Source organism: Allobosea massiliensis, from assembly GCF_042655245.1.
Taxonomy (GTDB): domain Bacteria; phylum Pseudomonadota; class Alphaproteobacteria; order Rhizobiales; family Beijerinckiaceae; genus Allobosea; species Allobosea massiliensis.
The window spans coordinates 47,128-71,086 of the sequence record NZ_JBHSLU010000026.1 but is presented as its reverse complement, the minus strand read 5'-3'; the positions used below and the strand labels follow the sequence as shown (position 1 = coordinate 71,086).

General features: G+C 68.4%; 25 protein-coding genes and 1 pseudogene. 10 read left to right on the top strand and 16 right to left on the bottom strand.

Annotation, left to right across the window (positions count from 1 at the left end):
* The first annotated feature begins 26 nt into the window (after window positions 1–26).
* The gene (gene murI, locus ACFPN9_RS11840; protein WP_066735321.1) at window positions 27–896 is read left to right on the top strand and encodes a glutamate racemase; all 870 of its coding nucleotides are present in this window, start codon (window positions 27–29) and stop codon (window positions 894–896) included.
* 9 nt (window positions 897–905) lie between these two features.
* Here murI and ACFPN9_RS11835 read toward each other — a convergent pair whose 3' ends face one another.
* Complete coding sequence (locus ACFPN9_RS11835; protein ID WP_066735319.1) at window positions 906–2,156, bottom strand: NAD(P)/FAD-dependent oxidoreductase; 1,251 nt, start codon at window positions 2,154–2,156, stop codon at window positions 906–908.
* Between the two features lie 264 nt (window positions 2,157–2,420).
* On the opposite strand from ACFPN9_RS11835, the gene ACFPN9_RS11830 reads away from it, so the two are divergent.
* The 6 genes from ACFPN9_RS11830 (at window position 2,421) to ACFPN9_RS11805 (ending at window position 7,126) form a co-directional block, all read left to right on the top strand.
* Window positions 2,421–3,401, top strand: coding sequence for a hypothetical protein (locus ACFPN9_RS11830; RefSeq protein ID WP_066735316.1), 981 nt, complete (start codon window positions 2,421–2,423; stop codon window positions 3,399–3,401).
* A gap of 44 nt (window positions 3,402–3,445) precedes the next feature.
* The gene (locus ACFPN9_RS11825) at window positions 3,446–4,123 is read left to right on the top strand and encodes a glutathione S-transferase family protein (RefSeq protein ID WP_245282358.1); all 678 of its coding nucleotides are present in this window, start codon (window positions 3,446–3,448) and stop codon (window positions 4,121–4,123) included.
* Window positions 4,124–4,201: 78 nt separating this feature from the next.
* Window positions 4,202–4,885, top strand: coding sequence for a ribulose-phosphate 3-epimerase (gene rpe, locus ACFPN9_RS11820; protein WP_066735313.1), 684 nt, complete (start codon window positions 4,202–4,204; stop codon window positions 4,883–4,885).
* Window positions 4,886–5,020: 135 nt separating this feature from the next.
* A complete protein-coding gene (gene purB / locus ACFPN9_RS11815) occupies window positions 5,021–6,328 on the top strand; it encodes an adenylosuccinate lyase (RefSeq protein WP_066735310.1) in 1,308 nt (435 codons plus the stop codon).
* Between the two features lie 35 nt (window positions 6,329–6,363).
* Window positions 6,364–6,543, top strand: a complete 180-nt coding sequence (locus tag ACFPN9_RS11810; protein ID WP_066735304.1) for a type II toxin-antitoxin system Phd/YefM family antitoxin — start codon at window positions 6,364–6,366, stop codon at window positions 6,541–6,543.
* 4 nt (window positions 6,544–6,547) lie between these two features.
* Window positions 6,548–7,126, top strand: a complete 579-nt coding sequence (locus ACFPN9_RS11805; RefSeq protein ID WP_066735297.1) for an RBBP9/YdeN family alpha/beta hydrolase — start codon at window positions 6,548–6,550, stop codon at window positions 7,124–7,126.
* A 219-nt stretch (window positions 7,127–7,345) separates the two neighbouring features.
* Here the strand turns inward: ACFPN9_RS11805 and ACFPN9_RS11800 are convergent, their stop codons facing one another.
* The 9 genes and pseudogenes from ACFPN9_RS11800 to ACFPN9_RS11760 form a co-directional block, all read right to left on the bottom strand.
* Complete coding sequence (locus ACFPN9_RS11800; RefSeq protein ID WP_066735296.1) at window positions 7,346–8,461, bottom strand: branched-chain amino acid ABC transporter substrate-binding protein; 1,116 nt, start codon at window positions 8,459–8,461, stop codon at window positions 7,346–7,348.
* Between the two features lie 130 nt (window positions 8,462–8,591).
* Complete coding sequence (locus ACFPN9_RS11795; protein ID WP_066735294.1) at window positions 8,592–8,966, bottom strand: DUF6867 family protein; 375 nt, start codon at window positions 8,964–8,966, stop codon at window positions 8,592–8,594.
* A gap of 1 nt (window position 8,967) precedes the next feature.
* Window positions 8,968–9,732, bottom strand: a complete 765-nt coding sequence (locus tag ACFPN9_RS11790; RefSeq protein ID WP_066735343.1) for an ABC transporter ATP-binding protein — start codon at window positions 9,730–9,732, stop codon at window positions 8,968–8,970.
* Window positions 9,733–9,776: 44 nt separating this feature from the next.
* Window positions 9,777–10,610, bottom strand: a pseudogene (locus ACFPN9_RS11785) (ABC transporter ATP-binding protein); the annotation flags it as partial.
* Window positions 10,610–12,001, bottom strand: coding sequence for a high-affinity branched-chain amino acid ABC transporter permease LivM (gene livM, locus ACFPN9_RS11780; protein WP_066735290.1), 1,392 nt, complete (start codon window positions 11,999–12,001; stop codon window positions 10,610–10,612). The pseudogene ACFPN9_RS11785 and the gene livM, both read right to left, overlap by 1 nt.
* A 4-nt stretch (window positions 12,002–12,005) precedes the next feature.
* Complete coding sequence (locus ACFPN9_RS11775) at window positions 12,006–12,923, bottom strand: branched-chain amino acid ABC transporter permease (RefSeq protein WP_066735287.1); 918 nt, start codon at window positions 12,921–12,923, stop codon at window positions 12,006–12,008.
* A gap of 282 nt (window positions 12,924–13,205) precedes the next feature.
* Window positions 13,206–14,216 carry a 4-hydroxyproline epimerase gene (locus tag ACFPN9_RS11770; protein ID WP_066735284.1) on the bottom strand — a complete coding sequence of 337 codons (1,011 nt, stop codon included), beginning with the start codon at window positions 14,214–14,216 and terminating at the stop codon, window positions 13,206–13,208.
* A gap of 30 nt (window positions 14,217–14,246) precedes the next feature.
* On the bottom strand, window positions 14,247–15,479 hold the full coding sequence (locus ACFPN9_RS11765) for an NAD(P)/FAD-dependent oxidoreductase (protein WP_066735281.1): 1,233 nt from the start codon (window positions 15,477–15,479) through the stop codon (window positions 14,247–14,249).
* Window positions 15,480–15,489: 10 nt separating this feature from the next.
* Window positions 15,490–15,816 carry a cupin domain-containing protein gene (locus tag ACFPN9_RS11760; RefSeq protein WP_066735278.1) on the bottom strand — a complete coding sequence of 109 codons (327 nt, stop codon included), beginning with the start codon at window positions 15,814–15,816 and terminating at the stop codon, window positions 15,490–15,492.
* A 241-nt stretch (window positions 15,817–16,057) separates the two neighbouring features.
* Here ACFPN9_RS11760 and ACFPN9_RS11755 point away from each other — a divergent pair, with 241 nt between their 5' ends.
* Complete coding sequence (locus tag ACFPN9_RS11755; RefSeq protein WP_066735275.1) at window positions 16,058–16,759, top strand: GntR family transcriptional regulator; 702 nt, start codon at window positions 16,058–16,060, stop codon at window positions 16,757–16,759.
* Window positions 16,760–16,905: 146 nt separating this feature from the next.
* Entirely contained in the window at window positions 16,906–17,424 is a 519-nt protein-coding gene (locus ACFPN9_RS11750; RefSeq protein ID WP_066735274.1) for a flavin reductase family protein, read from the top strand.
* Between the two features lie 163 nt (window positions 17,425–17,587).
* Here the strand turns inward: ACFPN9_RS11750 and pcaC are convergent, their stop codons facing one another.
* The 5 genes from pcaC to pcaB are packed head-to-tail and all read right to left on the bottom strand — an operon-like array spanning window position 17,588 to window position 21,875.
* A complete protein-coding gene (pcaC, locus tag ACFPN9_RS11745; RefSeq protein ID WP_066735272.1) occupies window positions 17,588–17,983 on the bottom strand; it encodes a 4-carboxymuconolactone decarboxylase in 396 nt (131 codons plus the stop codon).
* Window positions 17,984–18,018: 35 nt separating this feature from the next.
* Window positions 18,019–18,798, bottom strand: coding sequence for a 3-oxoadipate enol-lactonase (gene pcaD, locus ACFPN9_RS11740; RefSeq protein WP_066735270.1), 780 nt, complete (start codon window positions 18,796–18,798; stop codon window positions 18,019–18,021).
* A gap of 20 nt (window positions 18,799–18,818) precedes the next feature.
* Entirely contained in the window at window positions 18,819–19,232 is a 414-nt protein-coding gene (locus ACFPN9_RS11735) for an aconitase X swivel domain-containing protein (protein WP_066735268.1), read from the bottom strand.
* Window positions 19,223–20,476: an aconitase X gene (locus tag ACFPN9_RS11730; RefSeq protein ID WP_082735431.1), complete on the bottom strand. Its 1,254-nt coding sequence runs from the start codon at window positions 20,474–20,476 to the stop codon at window positions 19,223–19,225. Before ACFPN9_RS11730 ends, ACFPN9_RS11735 begins: the two co-directional genes overlap by 10 nt.
* Complete coding sequence (gene pcaB / locus ACFPN9_RS11725; RefSeq protein ID WP_066735266.1) at window positions 20,469–21,875, bottom strand: 3-carboxy-cis,cis-muconate cycloisomerase; 1,407 nt, start codon at window positions 21,873–21,875, stop codon at window positions 20,469–20,471. The genes ACFPN9_RS11730 and pcaB overlap by 8 nt, the downstream gene beginning before the upstream one ends.
* A gap of 181 nt (window positions 21,876–22,056) precedes the next feature.
* Here pcaB and ACFPN9_RS11720 point away from each other — a divergent pair, with 181 nt between their 5' ends.
* Entirely contained in the window at window positions 22,057–22,509 is a 453-nt protein-coding gene (locus tag ACFPN9_RS11720; RefSeq protein WP_066735264.1) for a CoxG family protein, read from the top strand.
* A 22-nt stretch (window positions 22,510–22,531) separates the two neighbouring features.
* Here the strand turns inward: ACFPN9_RS11720 and ACFPN9_RS11715 are convergent, their stop codons facing one another.
* The gene (locus tag ACFPN9_RS11715) at window positions 22,532–23,887 is read right to left on the bottom strand and encodes a methyl-accepting chemotaxis protein (RefSeq protein WP_156450017.1); all 1,356 of its coding nucleotides are present in this window, start codon (window positions 23,885–23,887) and stop codon (window positions 22,532–22,534) included.
* Between the last annotated feature and the right edge of the window lie 72 nt (window positions 23,888–23,959).

Here is a 23,959-nt window from a genome sequence, read left to right as displayed (position 1 = left end):
TCGTCACGCTCCCGGGCCGCTCGCGCATGCAGGTCGATCTCCTGGCCGGAACCACGCATCGTCCCGCCGTGCTGGCGCGGCCGGTGCCCACCATCCTCGTCTTCGATTCAGGGCTTGGCGGGCTGACCGTGCTGGCGCGCGTGACGGAAGCCTGCCGCGGCGCCGATATCGTCTATGCCGCCGACGATGCCGGCTTCCCCTATGGCCGGCTGGAGGAGGGGGCGCTGGTCGCCCGCGTGCTGGCGGTGATGGAGCGGCTGGTCGCGCGCCATCGTCCCGACCTCGTGGTGATCGCCTGCAACACCGCTTCGACGCTGGTGCTGCCGGCGCTGCGGGCGCGTTTCGCCATTCCCTTCGTCGGCACCGTGCCGGCGATCAAGCCGGCGGCTGCCGCCACACGCTCGGGCCTCATCTCGGTGTTGGCGACGCCGGGCACGGTGGCACGCGACTACACGCGCGGGCTGGTCTCGACCTATGCCGGCGGCTGCGACGTGACGCTGGTCGGCGCGACCGGGCTCGCCGCGCTGGCCGAAGCCGCGTTGAGGGGCGAGCGGGTGGAGGATGACGCCGTCGCCGCCGAGATCGCGCCCTGTTTCGTCGAGCGGGAGGGGCGCCGCACCGATGTGGTGACGCTCTCCTGCACACATTACCCGCTGCTGCTGGAGCCGATGCGGCGCGTCGCGCCCTGGCCGGTGGAGTGGCTCGACCCCGCGCCGGCGATCGCGCGGCGGGTCCTGCAGCTGCTCGGGCCCGAGGTCGCCGCCGAGCGGGCCGGCGGGCACGAGGCGATCGCCGTCTTCACCGCGGGCGTGGGCATCACCGGCCCGCTGCGGATCGCGCTGGCGGGCCGCGGGCTGGCGGAGGTGCTGATCGAGCCGCTGCCGCTCGTCAGCTGAGGCCGGGCCTCAGGCGAAGCGAGCCGGGGCAAACGGCGTCGGATCGACGAAGACCTTCTGGCCCGTGACCATCTCCGCGATCATGCGGCCGGTGACGGCGGCCAGCGTCAGCCCGTGATGCGCGTGGCCGAAGGAGAACCACAGGCCCTTGTGCTTCAGCGCCGGGCCGATGATCGGCATCATGTCGGGCGTGCAGGGGCGGCGGCCGAGCCAGGGCTCGGGATCGATCCGCTCGCCGAGCGGGAAGAGGGCGCGCGCGATCGGCTCGGCGCGCTCGAGCTGAACCGGCGTCTTGGGCGCGTCGCGATCGGCGAATTCGGCACCGGTGGTCAGGCGGATGCCCTGCTGCATCGGCGCGAGGAAATAGCCGCGCTCGGTATCGAGCACCGGGTGGTTCAGCACCGCATTACCCTGCGCCTTGTAATGCATGTGGTAGCCGCGCTTGACCGCCAGCGGCAGGTTGTAGCCGAGCCTGCGGGAGAGCACGTCGGCCCAGGGGCCGAGCGCGACGACGACGTCGCGGGCTTTGGCCGTAGTGCCGTCGGCGAGTGTGACTCTCCACTCCGCGCCGTCCTGCGCGAGCGTGCCGGCATCGCCGAGCGCGAGCCTGCCGCCAAGTTCCTCGAAGCGCGCGACATAGGCCTTGGAGAGGCCGAGCGGGTCGATCACCGTGACCGGATCCGTCCAGTGCAGGCCGCCGACGAGGCTGTCATGGTCGAGATGCGGCTCCTCGGCCTTCAGCGTCTCCTTGTCGAGGGCCTTGTAGTTGAGGCCGAAATCCCGGTTCCAGCGCGCGGCCTCGGCCAGGCGCTCGTCCTGCTGGGCGGTGGTGCGGAACACCTTCATCCAGCCCTTCCGGCGCAAAAGCCCGGTCGCACCGGCCTCCTGCGCGAGCGCATCATGCTCGCTGACGCAATGCTCGATCAGGGTGGCGTATTTGTGCGCGATCGCCTCGTGCTGGGAGGCGCGCGAATGCATCCAGTAGGACCAGAGGAAGGGCGCGAGCTTGGGGATCGCGCTCCAGTGGTAATGCGCGTCGATGGTGTTGTTCATCGCATAGCGGATCAGCGCGCCGAAATCATGCGGGAAGCCGTAAGGGTAGACGCCCTCGCGCTGGATCAGGCCGGCATTGCCGTAGCTGGTTTCCTCGCCCGGCGCGCGCTTGTCGACGAGCAGGACCGAGCGGCCCGCTTTCTGCAGGTGCAGCGCCACGGAAATCCCGACGATGCCTGCCCCGAGAACGATCGTATCCGTCGCCATCACCCGCTCCTCACCGCGAAACCCGCACAAAAATAGCCGTTCGGCGCGGCTTGTCAGCGGCACGACCGGATTTTGCGTGGTTGCGCCTGAAGTTTCGCAAGATTTGCGCCAGCGGCATCCACTGCGTCCGTACAAGCCGGCAAACGGCCTTTCTGGCGCAATTTCCTGCGCACGCAGAGGGGGGCTGCCGCGGTGGCGGGTGACGGACGGCTGTCGATCGGTCAGTGTCGCGCTTCGTCCGGCCGTCCGAGTCTCCCCGTCTCCATGCTCATGCGCATCGCCGCTTCACTGGCTTCCGGACTCGCCTGGCTCGGGCGCTACGGCACGCAAGGGTTCGCGCTGTCGATCTTTCTGGGGCTGGCGTTGCCGCAGTTTTCGGCGGCCGCGCGGCCGCTGCTGCCGGTGACGATCTTCTGCTTCACCACCATCGTGTTCATGCGCGCGGATCTGCGGATCATCGCGGGCCTGCTGCGCAGCCCGGGGCGGCTGATCCTGACCTGCCTGTGGATGGTGGCGGCACCCGTCGTGCTGATCGGCGGGGCCTTCCTGCTCGTCGGGCGGGACGCCATCGACCCCGGCCTGCTGCTCGGGCTGGCGATCCTGGCCGCGGCGCCGCCGATCATGTCCTCGCCCGCGGTGGCGATCCTCTACGGTTTCGAGCCGTCGCTGATCATTGCCGGCGTCATCATCACCACCGTGGCGAGCCCGATCGTCGCGCCGATGCTGGTGGAAGTGCTGGCGGGCGCCGCTGTGCCGCTCGACCGCTGGGTGCTGACGCTGCGGCTGCTGCTCTTCGTCGGCGGCGGCATGGCGGCGGCCTCGTTTCTGCGCTGGGCGCTCGGCATGGCGCGCATCAAGGCGATGAAGGCCAATCTCGATGGTTTCGGGGTGCTGATGTATTTCGTCTTCGCGATCGCCGCGATGGACGGCGTCACGAACGCCGCTTTCGACAACCCGTTCCGTGTCGGCGGCTTCCTCGCCTGTGCCTTCGCCGTCTCGATTGTGGGGCTCGTCCTCAGCTACGGCGCGCTGCGCTTCCTGCGCCGCTCGGAGCGCTTCATGGTCGGATATGGCGCGGGCCAGCGCAACATGGGCATGATCGTCGCCGCGCTGGGGGCCGGCGTGCCGCCCTCGACCTTCCTCTTCTTCGCGCTGGCGCAGTTCCCGATCTATCTGATGCCGTGGATCCTCAGTAGCTTCGCGGCCCGCATCCGCCGCGACGAGGCGGCTGCTGACGGCGCCTGACGTCCGGTCCTGCGAAGGTCGCTCCGTTGCATCGGAGTTGCCCCATGATCACCCTCTATAGCGGCCCGCTCAGCCTGTTCTCGTGGAAGGTCGAGATTGCGCTGCGCGAGAAGGGGCTGCGCTTCGAGCGGGTGATGGTCCCCTTCAACCAGACGACCGGCTACGACCCGAAGCATCCCGAGGTGCTGGCGCTCAATCCCAAGGGCCAGGTGCCAGTGCTCAGCGATGCCGGGCTCGTGCTCTACGACTCGACGGTGATCATCGAATATCTCGACGAGGCCTATCCCGAGATCCCGCTCTATCCGGGCAGCCCGGCCGAGCGGGCCCAGTGCCGGCTCGACGAGCTCTTCGCCGACGAGATCCTGCTGCAGGCGCTGAAGCCGCTGATGCACCGCACCGGGCCGCGGCCCGCCGACCCGGCGCGGCGGGCGGCGCAGGAGGCGGATGCGCTGATCGCGGAGGAGACGCTCGCCGGCCATCACGCCCGGCTGGAGGAGCGGCTGGCGGGGCGGGCATTTTTCGGGCCAGTGCTCTGCGCCGCCGACATCACCCTGTTCATGGGCCTGCTCTTCGGGCGGCGGCTGGGCGGGCCGTCCTTCGCCGGCCATCCTGGCCTGTCGGGCTGGTTTTCGCGGCTGGGCGAGCGGCCGGCCTTCGCGCTGGCCGCCTCCGAGATCGCGGAAGCGGATCGGCGGCTCTCCGTGCCGGTCGCGATGCGCTGAACACGTCCCCCCGGTTGCGGGGGCGGGGCTGCGAATCCGCAATTCCCTTCGCCGGGCCCATGCTTTAAACCGCGCGGCATGAGCGCCCCCATCCGCATCGCCCCCTCGATCCTCTCGGCCGACTTCTCGAAGCTGGGCGAGGAGGTGCGCGCGATCGATGCCGCCGGCGCCGACTGGATCCATTGCGACGTGATGGACGGGCATTTCGTGCCCAACATCACCTTCGGGCCGGATGTGCTGAAGGCGATCCGCCCGCACACGACCAAGTTCTTCGACGTGCATCTGATGATCGCGCCGGTCGACCCCTATGTCGAAGCCTTCGCCAAGGCCGGCGCCGACCTGATCTCCTTCCATGTCGAGGCTGGCCCGCATCCGCACCGGACGCTGCAGGCGATCAAGGCGCAGGGCAAGCAGGCCGGCATCGTCCTCAATCCCGGTACGCCGGCGGCCATGGTCGAGCCGCTGCTGGACGATCTCGACCTGATCCTGCTGATGACCGTCAATCCGGGTTTCGGCGGGCAGAGCTTCATTCATTCCGTGCTGCCGAAGATCGCGCAGGTGAGGGCGCTGATCGGCGAGCGGCCGATTTCGCTGGAGATCGACGGCGGGGCGACGGTCGAGACCGCGCCCCTGGCGGCCAAGGCCGGCGCCGACGTCATCGTCGCGGGCTCGGCCGTGTTCAAGGGCGGGCCTTCCGCCTATGCCGGCAATATCGCCGCGATCCGCAAGGCGGCCGAAGCCGCGCGGGGCGATTGGGTTTGAGACGTCAAAGGTTCGAGTCATCCCGGGCGACCGCAGGGAGACCCGGGATCCATTCCGGAACGGTTCCGGCATGGATCCCGGGTCTGCGCTTCGCTCCGCCCGGGATGACGTCGAGGATGTAATGGAAGGTCGAGCATGATCCCGCGCTATTCCCGCCCCGAGATGGTCGCCATCTGGGAGCCGCAGACGCGGTTCCGGATCTGGTTCGAGATCGAGGCGCATGCCACCGACAAGCTGGCCGAGCTCGGCGTGGTGCCAAAGGAGGCCGCCGCGACGATCTGGGCCAAGGCGAAGGATGCCACCTTCGACGTCGCCCGGATCGATGAGATCGAGCGCGTCACCAAGCACGACGTCATCGCCTTCCTGACCCATCTGGCCGAGATCGTCGGCCCCGAGGCGCGCTTCGTCCACCAAGGCATGACGTCGTCGGACATCCTCGACACGACGCTCTCGGTGCAGCTGGCGCGCGCCACCGATATTCTCATCGCCGATGTCGACGCGCTCCTGGCCGCCATCAGGCGCCGCGCCTTCGAGCACAAATTCACCCCGACGATCGGCCGCTCGCACGGCATCCATGCCGAGCCGGTGACCTTCGGGCTCAAGCTCGCCCAGGCTTATGCCGAGTTCGACAGGTGCCGCGCGCGTCTTGTTGCGGCCCGCGCCGAAATCGCGACCTGCGCGATCTCGGGCGCCGTCGGCACGTTTGCCAATATCGACCCGAGCGTGGAAGCCTATGTCGCCGAGAAGATGGGGCTCTCCGTCGAGCCGGTCTCGACGCAGGTGATCCCGCGCGACCGGCATGCGATGTATTTCGCCACGCTGGGCGTCGTCGCCTCCTCGATCGAGCGGCTGGCGACCGAAATCCGCCATCTCCAGCGCACCGAAGTCTATGAGGCCGAGGAGTTTTTCTCGCCGGGCCAGAAGGGCTCCTCGGCGATGCCGCACAAGCGCAACCCGGTGCTGACCGAGAACCTGACGGGTTTGGCCCGCCTCGTGCGCGGCATGGTCGTGCCGGCGCTGGAGAACGTCGCGCTCTGGCATGAGCGCGACATCTCGCATTCGAGCGTCGAGCGCATGATCGGCCCCGACGCCACCGTGACGCTCGATTTCGCCCTGGCGCGGCTGACGGGCGTCGTCGACAAGCTGCTGATCTACCCCGCCAACATGCGCCGCAATCTCGACAGGCTCGGCGGCCTGCACAACTCGCAGCGCGTGCTGCTCGCCCTGACGCAGGCCGGCGCGAGCCGCGAGGACAGCTATGCGATGGTCCAGCGAAACGCGATGCGGACCTGGGAGCATGGCGAGGACTTCCTCACCAACCTCAAGGCCGATGCCGACGTCACCGCACGGCTCTCGGACGCCGAGCTCGAGGCGATGTTCGACGAGGGCTACCACTTCAAGCATGTCGACACGATCTTCGCCCGGGTGTTCGGGGAGGGGTGATTGAGTCCCGAGCGGGCGGCCATTACAGTTGTGGCATGCAGATGACCGTGACCGAGGCGCGCAGGCGCTGGAGCGAATTGCTCGACCGGGTGGAGCGCGGCGAGACGATCTCCGTGTCGCGACGCGGCAAAGTCGTCGCGACCTTCGTACCGGAGCGGACCCCCGAGCCGGTTTCAGCGAAGCGCCCCGAGCCGGAGACGGGCCGGGCCGTCTGAACGCATGAAAACCTCCGACACCGACATTCTCATCGTTCCCGGCTGGTCCGGCTCGGGGCCCGATCATTGGCAGAGCCGCTGGGTCGCCAAGCTCTCGACCGCGCGGGTGGTCGAGCAGGAGGACTGGCATGTGCCGTCGCGGCTCTGGGCGGAGCGCATCGTCGCGGCGGTGCGGGCGGCGACGCGGCCGGTCGTGCTGGTCGGGCATTCCTGCGGCGTCAGCGCGATTGCGCATGCCGCCGAGCATCTCCACCCCGGCGAGGTGGCGGGAGCCTTTCTGGTGGCGCCCGCGGCCGAGCGGGCCAAGCGCGATTTGCCTGGCATGACGCCGGCTTTCGCCGCCCACCGGCGCGAGACGCTGCCTTTCCGCAGCGTGCTGATCGCCAGCAGCAACGATCCCTACTGCACGCCGGATGAGGCGAAGGAACTGGCCGAGGCCTGGGGTTCCGAATTCGTCGACGCCGGCGAGAGCGGGCACCTCAACACCGAATCCGGCCATGGCCCCTGGCCCGATGGCCTGCTGCGTTTCGCGGGCTTTCTCAGGAGCTTGACGGCGGTTCCGCAGAGATCGATTCAAGGCTGATCGACCAGCTGGGTCATCCCGGACAGGCGGGAACGCCGCGCCGATCCGGGATCCATGCCTGAACCGTTCCGGAAGGGATCCCGGGTCTTCGCTTCGCTGCGCCCGGAATGACCTCGCGGATCAGGGAGAGATCGCGCTCAAGGTTGCCCCAAACCAAAACCGCCCCGGCTTTCACCGGGGCGGTCTCGTTTCACGCGCTGAGGCGATCAGTGGTCGAGATCAATTCTCGACATAGGTGATCTTGCCGTCGGCGCCCTTCTTCCAGGTGTACATGGTGTAGTCGGGCCGGGTGATGTCGCCCTTCTTGTCGAAGGCGATGTCGCCGATGACGGTCTTGACCGCCTGGCCGCCGCGCAGCGCCTCGGAGATCTTCTTGGGATCGGTCGAGTTCGCGCGCTTGGCACCCTCGGCCATGATCTGGACGGCGGCGTAGCTATAGAGCGTGTAGGCCTCGGGCTTGAAGTTCTTGGCCTCGAACTTCTTGATGACCGCGGCGGCCTCCGGGCGCTTCTGCGGATCCGGCGGGAAGGTCATCAGCGTGCCCTCGACGCCGGGGCCGCCGATCGTGGCGAACTCGTCGGTGGTGATGCCGTCGCCGGAGATCAGCACGGCCTTGACGCCCTGGTCGCGCATCTGGCGCACGATCAGGCCACCCTCGGTGTGCAGGCCGCCCCAGTAGACGAAGTCGGCGCCGACGGACTTGATCTTCGAGATGAGCGCCGAGAAATCCTTCTCGCCGGCGTTCACGCCCTCATAGAGCACGTCCTTGATGCCGGCCTTGGTCAGGCCCTTGCGGGTCTCGTCGGCCAGGCCCTGGCCATAGGTGGTCTTGTCGTGGATGACCGCGATCTTCTTGTCCTTGAAGTTCTTGGCGATGTAGGCCGCCGCGACCTCGCCCTGCTGGTCGTCACGGCCGCAGGTGCGGAAGACGTTCCAGAGACCGCGCTCGGTGATCTTCGGGTTGGTGGCCGAAGGCGAGATCATCAGGATGCCGTTCTCGGCATAGACTTCCGAGGCCGGCATGGTGACGCCGGAGTTGAAGTGGCCGACCACCCATTTGACGCCGTCACCGACGAACTTGTTGGCGACCGAGACGCCCTGCTTCGGATCGGAAACGTCGTCGCCGACCGTCACGGTGATCTTCTGGCCGAGGACGCCGCCGGCGGCGTTGATGTCCTCGACGGCCTGCTCCGTCCCGTTCTTCAGCTGCGCGCCGAAGGCGGCGTTCGGGCCGGTGATCGGACCGGCGACGCCGAGCTTGATCTGGGCGTTGGCCACGCCGGAGAAAGCGAGGACCGCGCCGAGCGCGATGCTGCTCAACAGCAGTTTCTTCATGAGATGAGACTCCCCTGCATTGTCGTCATGAACGGGCGGTCATTGCTCGCCCGTCTCGGCGCGGATGTCACCGTGGCACGCAGTGTTGCGCGTTTTCCAGGGTCTGTCACGCGTCAAGCTCGCCGCCTTCTCAGGCTAATTCGTCTTTGATTTCAACGCCGGGCCGGGGCTTCCAGCCAAATGGGCCGGTGCGCTCGAAGAGCCAGCGATACTGCGTCGTCATCTGCCTCGCGCGGTGGTAGCGCCAGCCGGCGAAGGCGAAGCCCATGAGGATGATCGTGTCAACGACGTAGTAGTGCAGCGTCAGCAGCGTCGCCTCGAACAGGGCGAAGTGGATGAAGCGGACGACCAGCCCGAGGACGAGGGCGTAGAGCACGAGCTGATAGGTCGGCTTCCAGGTCAGCGCCATGGCGCGCCCCGTCATCCAGGCCAGCCAGCCGCCCATCACCACCGTGACCAGCAGGAAGAGCCAGATCGTCGGTTCTTCGTAGAGGATGCCCTGCATGTCAGTGCCTCCCGCCTTCGAGATAGGCGGCGCGCACCTGCGGATTGGCCAGAAGCTCCTGGCCGGTGCCGCTCATGGTGACGACGCCGTTGACCATGACATAGCCGCGATGGGCGAGCTTGAGCGCATGGAAGGCGTTCTGTTCGACCAGGAAGACGGTGAGCCCCTGGGTGCGGTTGAGCTCGCGGATCGCTTCGAAGATCTGCTTGACGATCAGCGGGGCGAGGCCGAGCGAGGGCTCGTCCAGCAGCAGCAGCTTGGGGCGGGCCATCAGGGCGCGCGCAATCGCGACCATCTGCTGCTCGCCGCCGGAGAGCGTGCCGCCGCGCTGCTGCAGGCGCTCGCGGATGCGCGGGAAGAGAGTGCAGATTCTCTCAAGATCCTCGTCGAAATGGGAGAGGTCGCGCAGCGCCGCCCCCATCTGCAGGTTCTCGAAGACGGTCATGCGTGGGAAGATGCGGCGGCCTTCCGGCGACTGAGCGATCCCCAGCCGCGCGATCAGATGGCTCGGCATCTTCGTGATGTCGCGGCCCTCATAGGTGATCGTGCCCTCGCGGGCCTGCGGATTGCCGAAGATCGTCATCATCAGCGTCGACTTGCCGGCGCCGTTGGCGCCGATCAGCGTGACGATCTCGCCCTGGCGGACGTCCATGTCGACGCCCTTGAGGGCGATGATCTTGCCGTAATAGGTCTTGACGCCGCGCACGCTGAGCAGCGGCTGCCCCTGCGGTGGCTCGGCCGCCTGCGGAGCGGTGGGGTTCTGCACGAGGGTTTCGGTCACGCGATGCCGACCTCCGCTTCGGCGGCCTCGACCTCGTCGTCATCGACGCCGAGATAGGCCGCGATCACCTTCGGATCGGCCTGGACCTCCGCCGGGGTGCCGTCCGCGATCTTGGTGCCGTAATCGAGCACCACGACATGGTCCGAGATCTCCATCACCACCGACATGTCGTGCTCGATCAGCAGCAGCGCCGTGCCGAGATCCTGCCGGATCGAGAGCAGCAGCGTGTTGAGGTCATGGCTCTCTCGCGGATTGAGGCCGGCGGCCGGTTCGTCGAGGCAGAGCAGGACGGGGTCGGTGCACATGGCGCGCGCGATCTCGAGGCGGCGCTGGTCGCCATAGGGCAGGTCGGCGGCGGGGTCGTCGGCGCGGTCGATCAGATTGATCTTCTCGAGCCAGAACTTGGCCTTTTCGATCGCCTCGTTCTCGCGCGCCTTGTAGCCGCCGATGCCGAGCACGCCGAGAAAGGTGTAGCCCGAGGCGACCATCAGCGGGTTGTGCTGCGCGACCAGCAGGTTCTCCAGCACGGTCATGCCGCCGAAGAGCCGGATGTTCTGGAAGGTGCGGGCGACCTTGGCCTTCCACGAGATCTGGAAGTCCGGCATGCGCTCCAGAAGGAAGCTCGCGCCGGAGTCCTGGTTCAGGGTGATCATGCCCTCGGTCGGCTTGTAGAAGCCGGTGATGCAGTTGAAGACCGTGGTCTTGCCGGCGCCGTTGGGGCCGATCAGCGCCGTGATGTCGCCCTTGCGCGCCTCGAAGGAGAGGTCGTTGACGGCGGTGAGGCCGCCGAAGCGCATGGTAACGTGCTCGACCTGGAGCAGGGGGCGGCCCTGGGCCGCGCTTGGTGCGGAAGCGATCGCCATCAGCCGTGCCCCTCCTGGACCATATCGGAGGAGATGGACTTCTTCTCCTTGAGGAAGGCCGTCGGCTCGCGCGTCGAGATCAGGCCGCGCGGCTTCCAGATCATGATCACGACCATCGCGAGGCCGAAGATCAGCATGCGGTATTTGGTCGGGTCGAAATCATTGCCGAAGACGGCCTTCAGCCAGTCCAGTTCGCGCAGCAGCTCCGTGCCGCCGATCATCACGATCGCGGCGATGGCGCAGCCCCAGAGCGAGCCCATGCCGCCGAGCACGACGATCGCCAGGATCACGGCCGATTCCATGAAGACGAAGGATTCCGGCGAGATGAAGCCCTGGCGCGCCGAGAAGAAGGCGCCGGCGAAGCCGCCGAACATGGCGCCGATGGAGAAGGCGGTGAGCTTGGTCGAGGTGGTGTTGATGCCGAGCGAGCGACAGGCGATCTCGTCCTCGCGCAGCGCCTCCCAGGCGCGCCCGACCGGCAGGCGGCGCAGGCGCAGCGTCACCACGGCGGTGAGCAGGGCCAGCGCCAGGATCAGATAGTAGAGGAAGATCGTGCGGTAAAGCGGTGAGAATTCGAGTCCGAACACCGCCGCAAACCCGGTGTCGCTGGCGTTGAAGGGAATGCCGAAGAAGGTCGGGCGCGGGATGCCGGAAATGCCGGCATAGCCGCCGGAGAAATCGACCCAGTTGATCAGGACGAGGCGGATGATCTCGCCGAAGGCGAGCGTCACGATCGCCAGATAGTCGCCGCGCAGGCGCAGGACCGGGAAGCCGAGCAGCATGCCCCAGAAGGCAGCGAGGATGCCCGAGAGCGGCAGCAGGATCCAGAAGGACAGGCCGAAATTCTTTGCCAGCAGCGCGTAGGAATAGGCGCCGACGGCATAGAAGGCGACGTAGCCGAGATCGAGCAGGCCGGCGAGGCCGACAACGATGTTCAGCCCCCAGCCGAGCATGACGTAGATCAGGATCTGGATGCCGAAATTGTCGATCCATTTCAGCGCGCCGCCCCAGCCCGCGAGATTGATCGCGATGATCGGGAAGGTGACGAGGAAGCCGAGCCCGAAGAGCGAGAACTTCCGCGAATGGCGCTGGAAGAAGGCGAAGGTGCCATGCGGCAGGAAGCGCACCAGCGACTGCCGGCTCGCCTTGGTCTGCTGGCGCAGCGCCACGACGAAGCGGCCGACGAACACGATGGCGACCGCCCAGGCGACCGCATCCCAGCGCGGGTCCAGAACCAAGACATTGTCCATGTTCTGGCGCGTGCCCCAGGCGATGATGGGGATGCAGAGGCCGAAGGTGATCAGCGCGGCGAAGCCGGCCTCCTTCAAGGCGGCGGCATAGTCGTGCCGGGGGGCGGCCTCGGTCGTCGCGGCGGGAACGGGTGCGGCCATGGGCTCAGACCTTCTCGACTTCGGGGCGGCCGAGGATGCCCGACGGCATGAAGACCAGGACGATGGCGAGGATGCAGAAGGCGGCGACGTCCTTGTAGTCGATGGTGAAATAGGCCGACCACATCACCTCGATCAGTCCGATCAGCAGCCCGCCGATGACCGCCCCGGGCAGCGAGCCGATGCCTCCCAGTACGGCGGCGGTAAAGGCCTTCACGCCCGGCACGAAGCCGTCATGGAAGCTGACCACGCCATAGAGCACGAGATACATGACGCCCGCCACGGCGGCGAGGGCGGCGCCCATCACGAAGGTGATCGAGATGGTGCGGTCGACGTCGATGCCGAGCAGGGCGGCCATCTTGCGGTCCTGCTCGCAGGCGCGCTGGGCGCGGCCGAGCGGGGTCTTCTGCACGACGTACCAGAAGGCGGCGAGCAGGATCGCGGTCGTCACGATGATGACGATCTGCTTGTAGGAGATCTGGACCGAATAGGTCGCGCTCTCGATCAGGGTGATCGATTTGTTGAGCATGGGCGGCGTCGACTTGTTGCGCGGCCCCTGCACGACCTGAACGAAGTTCATCAGGAAGATCGACATGCCGATCGCCGAGATCAGCGGAGCGAGGCGGAAGGAGCCGCGCAGAGGCCGGTAGGCCACGCGCTCGATCGTCCAGTTCCATAGCGAGGTGAAGAACATCGCCAACACCAGCACCAGGATCAGCGCGACCACGATCAGGCCCGCCCCGAACCAGGAGGCGATCAGCATGAAGAAGATCAGGGCGATGAAGGCCGAGAGCATGAAGATGTCGCCATGGGCGAAGTTCACCATGCCGATGATGCCGAAGACCATCGTGTAGCCGATGGCGATGAGGCCGTAGATCGACCCCAGGGTCAGCCCGTTGATGAGCTGCTGCAGGAACACTTCCATGGACGACGCAGACCCCTTGAACCCGCTCCCGTTCTCGTGGGCCGGCATGACGCCGACGCATGCGGGATGCGATCACCATGCAGAGCTACCAACGCCTTGCAGTTTGGACAATCGCGCCCGGCCATAAAACTGTCAAAAGCAATCTGCGGCGAAATGCCCTCGAAATGTGCAGCGGAAGCTGCGGTGTCGCGCCGATTTCACGCAAGATGATTGTGTTTGGGGCAGGCGGCGGCGGGGGCTGACGGCCGCCCGCCCCGCTGCGGAAGCGGGGCTCTGCGGCCTTCAGGGCCGATCGGTCACAAGGAAACCATGGGCGAGCGGGTCGCGGTCGTCGATGAAGATGGTGTTGTAGCCGGTCATCCGGGCCCAGCCCTCGATCGAGGGGATGATGCCCTCGAAAGGGCCGACCTGGGCGGTGGCCTCGACGCGGCCGCGGAACATCGTGCCGATGATGCTCTCATGGACGAAGTCGTCGCCGACCTGGAGCTTTCCCTGCGCCGCCCATTGCGCCATGCGCGAGGAGGTGCCGGTGCCGCAGGGCGAACGGTCGATCGCCTTGTCGCCATAGAACACGGCGTTGCGGGCATGGGCCTCCGGCTTGGTCGGCTCGCCGGTCCAGAGGATGTGGGAGAGTCCGTTGATCGCCGGGTTCTCGGGGTGGATGAACTCGTATTTCGCGTTCAGCGCGGCGCGCAGCTTCGGGCTCCAGCGCTGGATATCGGAGGGATTGATGTCGGCAATGTCCCGGAAGGCGTCCTGGGGATCGACGATCGCATAGAAATTGCCGCCATAGGCGACGTCGACCGTGACCTCGCCGAGTTCCTCGATTTCCGCGGTCAGGCCCGTGGCATGGAGATAGGAGGCGATGTTGGTGATGCGGACATTGTCGACATAATCGCCATTGCGGGTGTAGCGCGCCGTCACCAGCCCGGCGGGCGTGTCGATGCGCAGCACGCCCTCTTCGCGCGGGGTGACGAGCCCGCGCTCCAGCGCCATCGTCACCGTGCCGATGGTGCCGTGGCCGCACATCGGCAGGCAGCCCGAGGTCTCGATGAAGAGAAAGGCGATGTCGGCGTCGTCGCGCGTCGGCGGATAGAGGATCGAGCCGGACATCACGTCATGGCCGCGCGGCTCGAACATCAGCCCGGTGCGGATCCAGTCATACTCGCTGAGGAAATGAGCCCGCTTCTCGACCATGTTGGCGCCCTTGAGCGGCGGAGCGCCGCCCGCGACCATGCGCACCGGATTGCCGCAGGTATGGCCGTCGACGCAGAAAAAAGTGTGGGTGCTCATGGGTTTGGCCTGGTCGGTTGGCGGTTTGATTCAGAAGCGCTGAGGGCTGAAAAGCGCGAGGTCGATCGTCGGCGGACGGCCTGCGACCAGAGCCGCCACAAGATCGGCGGTGACGGTCGATTGCGTCATGCCGTAATGGCCGTGGCCGAAGGCGTAGACGACATGGGGGTTGCGGCTCGCGGCGCCGATCACCGGCAGCGAGTCTGGCAAAGAGGGGCGGAAGCCCATCCAGAGCGTGCCGGAGTCGAAAGCCGGCAGCCCGTCCACGAACTGGCTCGCCTTGTCGTAGAGAATTCGGGTGCGGGCATGGTTGGGAGCCGCTTCCAGCCCACCGAACTCGACCGCGCCGCCGATGCGCAGGCCGCTCTCCAGCGGCGTCATGACAAAGCCGTGGCCCTCGAAGCCGATTGGGCGCGAAGTCAGCCCGCTCACGCGTGGGAAGCTGACATTGTAGCCGCGCTCGGTGTCGAGCGGGACCTTGTCGCCGAGGGCCGCCGCGAGCGGCTTCGACCAGGCCCCCGCGGCGACGACCGCGCGGTCGACGACGCGCTGGAAGCCGTCGGCGCCGATCAGGGCCGGGCGCTCGCCGGTCGAGATGTTGGCGATGGCGGCTTTCTCGAAGGTCGCGCCGCGCGCCATGGCCGCCTCGAAGAGCGCCAGCGTGAGCTGCAGCGGATCGCTGATATGGGCGGTGTCGGGGTGGAAGGCGGCGCCGACGAAGGCGTCTTTCAGCGCCGGCTCGAACTGGCGCAGTTCCTCGGGGCCGATCATCTCGACGGTGATGCCGAATTCGGCCTGGCGCCTGGCGATCCCGCGCGCCTCCTCGAAGGCGGCGGCGTCGGTGAAGGCATAGAGCCCGCCCTTGCGGTGGATATGGCCTTCTAGGCCGGCCTGCTTTGCGCGCGCCAGCCAGGCGGGCAGGGCGCGCTGCTGCAGCGCGCCGATGCCCTGGATCGAGCGCTCATAGGCGTCCGGCCGCGCCGCCAGCACGAAGCGCAGCAGCCAGGGCAGAAGTTTCGGGAAATAGGCCGGGCGGATTGCCAGCGGGCCCAGCGGGTCGAGCAGGAATTTCGGCACTTGCCGAAGGATCTTGGGGCTGGCGATCGGCAGGATGTCGGTATGGGCCATCCAGCCGGCGTTGCCGCGCGAGGGCCCGAAGCCGGGCCCTTCCTTGTCGAGGATCAGGACCTCGTGGCCCTCGTCGAGCAGCGCATGCGCGATGGCGCAGCCGACGATGCCGGCCCCGACGATGGCGATCTTCATGGCCGGACCTTCATGGCAGCGACAACTCCGCGAGAGCCGCCGGCCGCTTCACTTCGATCTCGACGAAGGCGATCGGGTGGTCGGAGCCGTTCATGACGTCGTGCTGGATGCCGGCCGGGCGCATATAGGCCTGGCCCTCGGCAAGGGGCACGTCGGTCGTCTTCGTGCCGTCATGGATCCGCAGCGTGCCGGCGACGAGCATCACGACGAAATAGGGCCAGCCATGGCTGTGCCAGCCGGTGACGGCGCCGGGCTCGAAATCCCAGCGGGTGATGCGCAGGGTGTCGTCGTCCTGCTGGACGGTGGGGCGGGCTGGGATCGTGCAGGTAAAGGCCATTCCACTCTCCGCTGCGCCGTCTGCCTCCGGCCGGGTCGGCGGCCGGCCCGTCTGTTCTGCAACAGCCGGCGCACCGGGTCGAGGGCCTTGCCTGTCGGGCGGGAGAACCGGTGAATGCGTCTTGCGCCGGAACCCGTTTCGCTTGCAGATTGCGACCCTGGCGTCCGAACGCGATAGGCAGGGTTGATATATCAATGGCTCGTGACGCGTCAATCCGGGACAGCCTGCGGGGAGCGGCGCGATGAGCCTCAAGCCCGCCTTCGACGCATCGGGGTCCGAGGAGACGCTGCTGCAGCCGTCTCCGGCCTCGCCCAGCCTGACCGAGACCGCCTATCGCCGCCTCGAGGAGGCGATCGTGACCCTGTCGCTGCGGCCGGGCGCGGTGCTGACCGAGGCGCAGCTGATCGACATGGTCGGCGTCGGGCGCACGCCGGTGCGCGAAGCCCTGATCCGGCTCGCCCAGCAGGGGTTGGTCGAGGTTCTGCCGCGCAAGGGCGTGGCCGTTGCCGGCATCAACGCCATCGACATCATGGCGGCGCTCGATGCGCGCGAGGTGCTGGAGCGGCTGATCGCGGGCGATGCCGCGCGCCGCGCCAGCCCGCGCGAGCGCATCGCCATCGTCGAGAAGGCTCGAGCCATGCGGCAGGCTGCCACGGAGGGCGACGCGACGGCCTATATGCGGCTCGACAAGGAACTGGATGCGGCGGTGGCGGCTGCGGCCCGCAGCCCCTATGCCACGCGGGCGGTGGAGCCGCTCCAGGCTTTGATCCGGCGGGCCTGGTATCATTTCGAGCGGCAGGACGATCTCGTGCCGGCGGCGGGTCACCATGTCGCCTTCGCCCAGGCGCTGGCGACGGCCGATCCGGCGGCGGCAATGGCGGCGAGCGACGCGCTGATGCTGCATCTGCGCAGCGGGCTGCTGGCGACGATCGACCGGGACTGAGCCGGCGCCTGCCGGCGACCGATGATATATGTTGCTGAAGCCGCGCACGCAGGGTCCAGGGCGTTGCAGCGACCGCGCAAACTGGCGTTTTCGCGCCTCAGCGCCTACATGACGGTCCAACCGCCGCTTCGGCCATCCGGATCGCCATGACCGACACTCTCTCTTTGCCGCCGCGGGCGACGCCCGAGGCCGCGTCTTTCCGTGACGCCATGGCCCGCGTCGCCAGCGCGGTCCATGTCGTGACCACGCTGGGGCCGGCCGGGCGGGCCGGTCTGACCGCGACGGCGGTGGCCTCTGTCTCGGACAATCCGCCGACGGTGCTGGTCTGCATCGCGCGGCCGAGCCGGACTCTGGCGGTGATCGAAGCGAGCGGGCTGTTCTGCATCAACACGCTGCCCGGTGCGGATCACGAACTCGCGGAGATCTTCGCCAGCCGGCGCGGGATCGAGGGCGAGGCCCGTTTTGCGACACGGCCCTGGACGACGCTCGCCACCGGCGCGCCGGTGTTGTCGGACGCGGTCGCGGCCTTCGACTGCCGGCTCACCGCGGTCCAGGACGTCGCGACCCATCGCATCCTGATCGGCGAGGTGGTGGGTCTCGGCGGGGCAGCGGCGGCGCCCGGCAGCAGCCTGATCTATCGGCAGCGGCAGTTTCAGGCGGTTTAGCGCCGATCGGATCCTGCCCATTCCCGCGGTCATCCCGGACGCAGCGCAGCGGAGATCCGGGATCCATGCCGGAGCGCTGGTCGGCGAGGTTCCGGAATGGGTCCCGGGTCAAGCCCGGGACGACCTGCTGGTTTCGAGACAACCGATAAGGCGCGGCGGCGATTCAGCCCTTCGCCGCCTCCGTCTCGATCTCGGCGAACACGCTCGCGGCTTCCTTGAAGGCGTGGTTGGCGGCCGGGACGCCGGCATAGATCGCCGTCTGCATCAGCACCTCCTTGATGTCGTCGCGGGTGAGGCCATTGTTGATCGCGCCGCGGACATGAATGCGGAACTCGCCCCAGGCGCCGAGCGAGGCGGCGATCGCCAGCACGATGATCGAGCGCTCGCGCCGGGGCAGGCCCGGCCGGTTCCAGATGTCGTTCCAGGCGGTGCGGGTGATGAACTCCTGCCACTCGGCGTTGAAGTCGGTCAGGCCGGAACTGGCCTTGTCGACATAGGCGCCGCCGAGCACGGCGCGGCGTGTGGTCATGCCCTCGGCATAGCGGGTCTTGTCGTCCATGGGGGGCTCCTTCAGGTAGGGCTGTCGAAAGGGTGTCAGCCCGTCAGGAAGTCCTGCACGGCCTTTGTGAACGCTTCGGGCTGCTCGAGGTTGGAGAGATGCGCGGCGTCGAGTTCGACCGTGCGGGCGCCGGGGATGGCCTCCGCGATCAGCTGGCCGGCGGCCGGCGGCGTCGCCGGGTCGACCGTGCCGATGACGACGAGGACGGGGTTGGTCACGCTGCGGATCGTCTCGCGCTGGTCCATGTCGCGGATCGCGGCGCAGCAGGTGGCGTAGCCGATCGCCGGAGTCGTGGTCAGCATCGTGCCGACCCGCGCCACGGTCTCAGGCTCGGCCTCGCGGAATCGCGGGCTGAACCAGCGTGCGAGCACGCCCTGGACGAGGGCCTCCATGCCCTGGCCGCGCGCGGTCGCGATCCGGTCGTCCCAGAGCGAGGGCGGGCCCATATGGGCGGCGGTGTTGGCGAGGACGAGGCGGCCCATGCGCTCGCGGGCATTCGTCGCGAGCCATTGCCCGACCATGCCGCCCTTCGAGACGCCACACCAATGCGCCCGCTCGATGCCGAAATGGTCGAGGATGGCGAGGGCGTCCTTGCCCAGCCGCTCGATCCCGAAGGAGGTGTCGGTGGCGACGGAGAGGCCGTGCCCGCGCGAATCATAGCGCAGGACGCGAAAGCGCTTCGACCATTCGGGAATCTGCGGGTCCCACATCGAGAGATTGGTGCCGAGCGAATTCGACAGCATCAGCACGGGGGCATCTGACGGCCCGTCGAAGCGGATGTTGAAGGGTTCGCCCGCTAGGGTTTCGATCGGCATCAGCGTATCCCTCGTCTCAGTCAGTCGTTGAGCGTGATGGTGCCGTCGGCGGCGACGGCGAGACTGCGGCCCGCCAGCGGCGCCTGGTCGGCGGCGGCCAGGCGCAGGGCCGGCGGCGTCGGCCAGCCCATCTCGCGCGCCACCACGAGCCCGAGCAGCAGGATGGCGTCGGGCGCGTCCATCAGGATCGCGGCCGGCGCCTTGCCGGCATGGACCAGTTCGAGCAGCACGGCCGAGGCCGAGGAGGAGCCGATCGTGCCCGGCAGCGCCAGGATCGTTCCCGCCACACCGAGCCCGCACTGGGGATGGCGCTGGTCGATGATCCGGCCCGAGCGGGGATCGACGCCGCCCCAGAAGCTGATCGGGGCGGTCAGGGCGAGGCAGGGGCCGGTCGCGGCCGGGCCCGGCAGGAGGATCTGTCCGGTCAGGCCCATGCCCGCTCCTCCCGGACGAGGCGGCCGGCCACCGCGCTCTCGACGCATTCGCCGAGCGAACCATAGGTGACGGCATAGCCGGTGGTGCCCGGCGCGTAATGGGCGAATTTGCCGGAATTGGTCATCAGCACCGCGCCCTCGATCTCGGGCAGGATCGGCGTGACGACGACGCAGGTGTCGACGACGAAGACCACGCCGGCCTGCTCCAGCGCGGCGCGGCGGCCTTGCGCCTCCAGCGGCTTCAGCACATGGCGGCCGGTGTTGGCATAAAGCGGCGCGGCGAGTCGACGGCCGGCGAGCCTGTGCTCGATCTCGTCGATCTCCGCCAGCGACAGATGCGGCGAGCCGACCGCGACCGCGTCGATGCGCTCGGTCCGGCCGGCGGTGGAGAGGCCCGCCAGCGCCTGCTGCACGATCGCGGGCGTCAGCACCAGCGTTTCGCGCGGCGGCAGGCCGCCGAGCGCGGCCGCGGCGTCCGGCGCCTCGGGCGTGACGCCCGCGACATGGAACAGCCCGACGCCGCCGGCCGAGGCGGAGGCCGCGCCCAGCGCCTTGAGCCGGTCTTCCGTGGTGCAGCCCTGCAGCCCGTCGATGACGGCGATGGACGTGCCGGCGGTGCGGCCGAGCAGGGTGCCGAGCACGGGGTAGAACACGTCCGAGGCGCGTAAGCTCCGGCTCAGGCCGGTGGTGTCGATCAGCAGCGTCGCGATGCGGTTCTCCGGGCGGTGGAGCCCGTAATCGGGGGCGACGCCGGCGATGGCGCAGGCGATGTCGAGGAAATCGCCATAGCGGTTGGTGCGCGCGCCGAGCACCGAATTGCAGAAGACGACCGCGTTGGACTCGCCCCAGGCGACGTCCGTGCCCTTGGCCGGCCGGTGCCCGGCCTGATAGGGCGCGCAGGTCCAGGAGGGCTCGCAGCCCATCGCCTCATAGGCGCGCATCATGCGCCCCGCCATGTCGCGCTCATGCGGCGGCAGCCGGATCGCGGCGCAGCCAGCCGGCGCCAGCGCGCCGACATTCAGCGTCGCGCGCACCGCGACGCGGGCGCCGCCTTCGACCAGCCGCTCGGCGAAGAGCGTGCCGGAATCGCCATGGTAGAGCGCGCCGTCGATATGGGCCGAGGCCACGGGGATGAGCCGCGGCGCGCCCATCAGCCGGGCGGCCTCCGCGACGATGCGCAGCGCCATGGCGGCGCCGTCCGTGCCGGCCGCGATGGCGCGCTGCTGTGGGGTCAGCTCAAGCATCCGTGACCCCGTGTGCGCGCGTCGGCGCCGCCGCGCGGGGAAGGGCCGCCTGTGCGGCTCGCGCCAGAACCCGGTCGATGATGGCGTCGGAGGCGCCGCGATAGGTTGTGGGGTCGAACAGATCGGCCAACGCCTCGGCGGTCAGATGTTCGGTGACGGCGGGCATCGACGCCAGCACGTCGCGCAGATGCTGGTTCTGCGCGACGCAGGCCCGGCTGGCCTCCTCCAGGAGATGATGCGCCTTCGCCTTGCCCAGCGTCGCAGCCAGCGCGAGCGAGACACGCTCCGACATCACGAGGCCCTGGGTCAGGTCGATATTGGCGCGCATGCGCTCCGGGAAGACCTGAAGCCCCTCGATGAGAGTGATCATCTGGGCCAGCGCGGCCCCCGCGATCTTGAAGAGCTCGGGCAGTGTCGGCCACTCGGCATGCCAGCCGCCGAGCGCACGCTCATGCTCCTGCGGCAGCGCCGACAGCATGGTGGCGACCAGGCCGGGCGCGCGCTCGGCTGCGGCGAGGATCAGGGTGCAGAGCACCGGATTGCGCTTGTGCGGCATGGCGGAGGAGCCGCCCTTTCCGGGCGCCTCGGGCTCGGCGACCTCGCCGATCTCGGTCTGGGCCATCAGCCCGATGTCGCGGGCGACCTTGCCGAGATTGCCGGTGAGGATGCCCAGTTCGGCCGCGAGGCGGGCGATGCGGTGACGTTGCCCGTGCCAGGGGATGAGCGAGGGTTCTGCGGCCTGAGTCAGCGCGACGAACCGCGCCTGAAGGCGATCGCCGTCGTCGCCTAGCGCGGCCAGGGTACCAGCCGCTCCAGCCAACTGGACGATCGGCTCGGCCAGCATCTGGCGCAGCACATGCCGGCTTTCCAGCAGCGGATCGAGCCACAGGGCCGTCTTGACGCCAAAGGTGATCGGGACCGCCTGCTGCAGGAAGGTGCGGCCGATCATGGGCGTCGTGCGGTGCGTCTCCGCCAGCGCACGCAAGGCACCAGCCAAGCGGACAAGCCGCATGTCGATGAGCTTCAGCCCGCAGCCGATGACATGGACATGGCCGGAATCGATCACGTCCTGGCTGGTCGCGCCGAAATGAACCCATTTGGCCTGCTCGGGAGCGACTGCGGCGACGCGCGCGGTCAGCGCCTTCACCAAAGGGATCGCCGGATTGCCGGCCAGCGTCGCGGCCCGCCCGAGTTCGGCGATGTCGTAGAAATCGGGGTCGCACTGTCCGGCAATGGCATCGGCCGTGCCCTGCGGCGCGACAGATTCAGCTTCCAGCGCACGCGCGAGCATCGCCTCAAAGCCGAGCATGCCGTGCAGCAGCGCCCGATCGCTTATCGCATCCGCCATCTCGCGATCGACGAAGAGTTCGCCGAAGAGGCCCGCGTGGCTGCCGGTCATGGTGATGGAGGCGCCATGCGGCGGGCGGGTCCGGTCCTCACGCGTGCTCCCCCTGTGCAGCTCGCCCTTGTGCGGGCCGGCGCTTTCCGCTCATGGATAGGCGCGCTCGTCTTGGATAGACCCGAGGCGAGGCCGGCTGCAACAGGGGCCGCGCGCGACGAGGGATGGGAGGACAACCGCCATGGCCATGACGATGAACGGCGAGGTGACGCTGCCGGCGAGCCGGGAGGTGGTCTGGGCCGCGCTCAACGATCCCGAGGTGCTGAAGGCCTGTATCCCCGGCTGCGAACAGCTCAACAAGGACGACGAGACGCATTTCTCCGCCGTGGTGAAGGTCAAGCTCGGGCCGGTGAAGGCGAGCTTCAAGGGCAAGGTCGAGCTGGTCGATCTCGACCCGCCGAACGGCTACCGCATCCAGGGCGAGGGCGAGGGCGGCATCGCCGGCTTCGCCAAGGGCGGGGCGAAGGTCGCTCTCAGCGATGCGGAAGGCGGCCAGACCCTGCTGCGCTACGATGTCGAGGCACAGGTCGGCGGCAAGCTGATGCAGCTCGGATCGCGGCTGATCGATTCGGTTTCGAAGAAGCTGGCCGACGAATTCTTCGCCAATTTCGCCAAGGCCGTCAGCGAAGGCTGAACCGGGGCCGGCGGCCGGCCGGTCAGGAGACCTTGCGCAACGATTCGAGCGCGGCGCCGACGGTGGCCTCGGCGGCGCCGACCTGAAGCGCGATATCGGCGGCGGCGGCATTGGCGCGTTCCAGCGCCCGGGCGGTGTCGTCGAGGCTCCGGCTGACGGCATTGGCCCGCTCGATCGCGGTGTCGGAGCTGTCCGCGACGGCGGCCGCATCCTGGGCGATCGCCGCGGTCACGGCGCTCTGCTGTGAGACCGCCTCCGAGATCGCCTCGGAATCGAGCCTGATCTTGCCGATCGTGTCGGCGATCGACAGCGCATGGGCGCTGCAGGCCTCGGCGCTGGCGGTCAGTTCGGCGATCTGCCCGGCAATGTCGCTGGTGGCGCTCGCCGTCTGCGTCGCGAGCGACTTCACCTCCGAGGCGACGACGGCGAAGCCGCGCCCGGTCTCGCCGGCGCGGGCCGCCTCGATGGTCGCGTTGAGCGCCAGAAGATTGGTCTGGGCCGCGATGTCGGCGATCAGCCCGACGACGGTGCCGATATTGGCCGTGACCTCCCGCAGCCGCGCCACGGCCGCGTTCATCTGGCCGGCATCGTCGACCGCGCGATGGGCGACGACGAGGCTGGTATGGGCGCGCTTGCCGATCTCGGCGATGTTGGCCGACATCTCCTCGGTCGCCGCCGCCGTCTGCAGCGACTTCTCGCGCACCAGGATCGAGGCGCCGGCGACATCGCCGAGGACATCCTTGATGAAGCCCGTCGCCCGCCCGGTCTCGTCGGCGGTGGCGACGAACTGCTCGACGGCGCCGCCGATGCTGGCCTCCAGCCCGCCCATGCGGTGGCGCAGCGTCTCGGCCGCGTCATCGAGCGCGACGGCGCGGCGGCCGGCCTCCGCCGCACGGATCTCGTCGCCGATGGTGATCGCGGTGGTGACGTCGAAGACGAGGACCCGCTCGATCACGAAGAGATCCCGGGCGAACTGGGCGCGCCGCAGGATGTGGCGGTACCAGTGCATCCGCCCGAGCCGCTGCAGCAGAGCCATGCCGACCGACACCCTGGGCTTGGGGCCGATGCCGGCGCGCATCTCGAGGCGGCAGAGATTCTCCGCGGAGGCGACGTAATCGGCGTCGAAGCGTCCGGCGAAGAGCAGGCGGAGATGGTGTTTCTCGGCCGCGCGCAGCTCTCTGTCCACCGGCCCGAGCGAGGCGGAGAGTTCCGGCCGGATGACGAGCGCGCGGTCGAAATCCTCCTCGACGATCGCGTCCGCCAGCCGCTCGGCCTTGGCGGCATAGGCGAGCAGCCGGAGTCGCTCCGGCTTGCCATAGCCGATGGCGCGCAACCGGCTCTGGATCTGCTCGGCCGTCGAGAGCGGATGGCGGGGCACCACGGCGTTTCCTCTTGTTTTAGAGCAGACTAGGCGCGCATCATTAAAAAACGCGTAATTTCAGCAGCGTGC